Annotated in this window: 2 protein-coding genes; one reads left to right on the plus strand and one right to left on the minus strand. The window is 41.4% G+C overall.

The features are described from left to right. Window positions 1-45 precede the first annotated feature (45 nt). Window positions 46-1,383, plus strand: coding sequence for a M24 family metallopeptidase (locus KL866_RS12005; RefSeq protein WP_409173984.1), 1,338 nt, complete (start codon window positions 46-48; stop codon window positions 1,381-1,383). Between the two features lie 182 nt (window positions 1,384-1,565). Here KL866_RS12005 and KL866_RS12010 read toward each other — a convergent pair whose 3' ends face one another. Beyond that, the gene (locus KL866_RS12010) at window positions 1,566-2,033 is read right to left on the minus strand and encodes a hypothetical protein (RefSeq protein WP_025256024.1); all 468 of its coding nucleotides are present in this window, start codon (window positions 2,031-2,033) and stop codon (window positions 1,566-1,568) included. Window positions 2,034-2,130 lie beyond the last annotated feature (97 nt).

The following is a 2,130-nucleotide window of genomic DNA, read 5'->3' on the forward strand; positions in this document are numbered from 1 at the left end:
TAAAGAATAGCCAGATAATAAAAAACTTAAAGCAAAATTAACGGAATGCATATGAAAAGAATTATGTTTTTGCTACTCACTCTTTATAACATCAGTGCAAACGCCAATTCAGTGTTATCAATGAAAGAAAGAAGTGTCTTAATTGATAATATTCTTGAGCAGCGCTTCAATGATGTACTTCCAAAAATTATGGAGCGTGAAGGCATCGATATGTGGGTGTTAATGTCGCGAGAGTACAACGAAGACCCTGTATTAAAAACCATGCTGCCTTCAACCTGGGTCTCTGCAAGACGTCATACTATGTTAGTTATTTACAGCCCGGGAAATGGCCAACCGCTAGAGCGTTTAGCCGTGGCAAGATACGCAGTAGGTTCACTATTTAAAAAAGCATGGGATAAGGAAGTAGAGCCCAATCAGTGGAAAGCGTTGAAACATATTATCGAAACTCGTAACCCTTCAAAAATTGCCATTAACACGTCTGATGCATTTGCGCTGGCTGACGGCATGACCTCTACCGAATACAACAAATTTACGACCGTGCTTTCTAAAGAATTAAAAAGCCGCGTCGTGAGTGGTGAGAGCCTTTCCATTGGCTGGTTAGAAACCCGTAGTGAACTGGAAATGCAGTATTACCCCGTACTCACTCAAATTGGTCACTCGCTGATAGCGACAGCATTTTCAAATGAGGTTATCACACCTAACGTGACAACCACCGATGATGTTGTCTGGTGGCTTCGCGATCAAACCCGAGCGATCGGACTTACTAATTGGTTTCATCCTACGGTCTCAATCCAACGCAAAAACAACGAAGTGTTTGATCAAGTTAATGCGTTTAGTAAACGCCCTGGCGAAAATATTATTCGACCGGGAGACCTCATCCACGTAGATTTCGGTATTACCTACCTTCGGCTTAACACCGATCAACAGCAACACGCCTACGTATTAAAACCTGGTGAAAAAGACGCGCCAGCGTCGCTTAAAAAAGCACTTAAAGCTGGTAACCAGTTACAAGACATTCTTACCAGCAATTTCAAAGTAGGTAGAACAGGCAATGCTATTTTAAGCATGTCGCGCCAACAGGCTATCGAACAAGGCATTACGCCTGCTATTTATACTCATCCCCTAGGTTTTCACGGGCATGCGGCTGGCCCAACAATAGGAATGTGGGACGCACAAGAAGGCGTGCCAGTTAAAGGGGATTACCCAATGTTTGCCCAAACAGCCTACTCCATAGAACTTAATGCTGCTAGCTTCATTGAACAGTGGAACAAAGAGATAAGAATTATGCTGGAAGAAGATGCGTTTTTTGACGGTACGTCAGTAAAGTATCTAGATGGAAGACAGACTGAGTTTCACTTAATTCACTCTAGTGAAAAGCAATAGGTAGGCCTGAAGCCGTGTGGTTACTTTCAAAGGTAAGGAGTATCGATTGGCGAGAATAGCCAGTATAGAAAAAGAGAGTAAGTGGTAACGTTCGTAAAGTGTCAGACCTTTCGCCCTCTCAAGCGAAAGGCCATGAAACTGTACAAAACATTAGCAGTAGGTTGCTACCCTAAAACGAGGTCTTATTCAGCAGCTGTGCGAACAACAACGTTTTCTACACTGTATTCACGAACAAAGTCAGACATTGCTTTGTGGTTACAGATAATGTTTTCACCTTCTAGACCAAACTTCGCTAGTGCTGCATCTTTACCTACAGTAAGAGCTTCAAGACAAGCTTGTGAAGCTACATCTTCATTCTTTGCAACAAGTGCTACTGTTTTTGCGTTTTCAGTTGCCTTGTTGTTTTTGTACATGTAAGCAAAAGTGCGAAGTGATTCACCGTTACAACGTACAGATGCACTGAACTGTTCAGCGTTAAAGCCTTTAGAACGGATAAGGCGTAACGCAGGACCAAAACCTTCTTTAGCCGCAGTTAAACACGCTTGAGTTTCGATGTTGTCGTTAATTGGCTTTAGTACTACATCTTTTGCAAAAGATTGTGTAGCAGCAACAGATAACGTTAAAGCAATAGCGAAAGTAGACAGTTTCATTTTTGAATTCCTATTTTGTAACTAAATTAGATATCACCTAAGTGATGTGTACATTATGAACAAAACTTTCATAAAATAAAGCACTTTTTCGTAATTT

This window comes from Alteromonas sp. ALT199, from assembly GCF_018619335.1.
GTDB lineage: Bacteria > Pseudomonadota > Gammaproteobacteria > Enterobacterales > Alteromonadaceae > Alteromonas.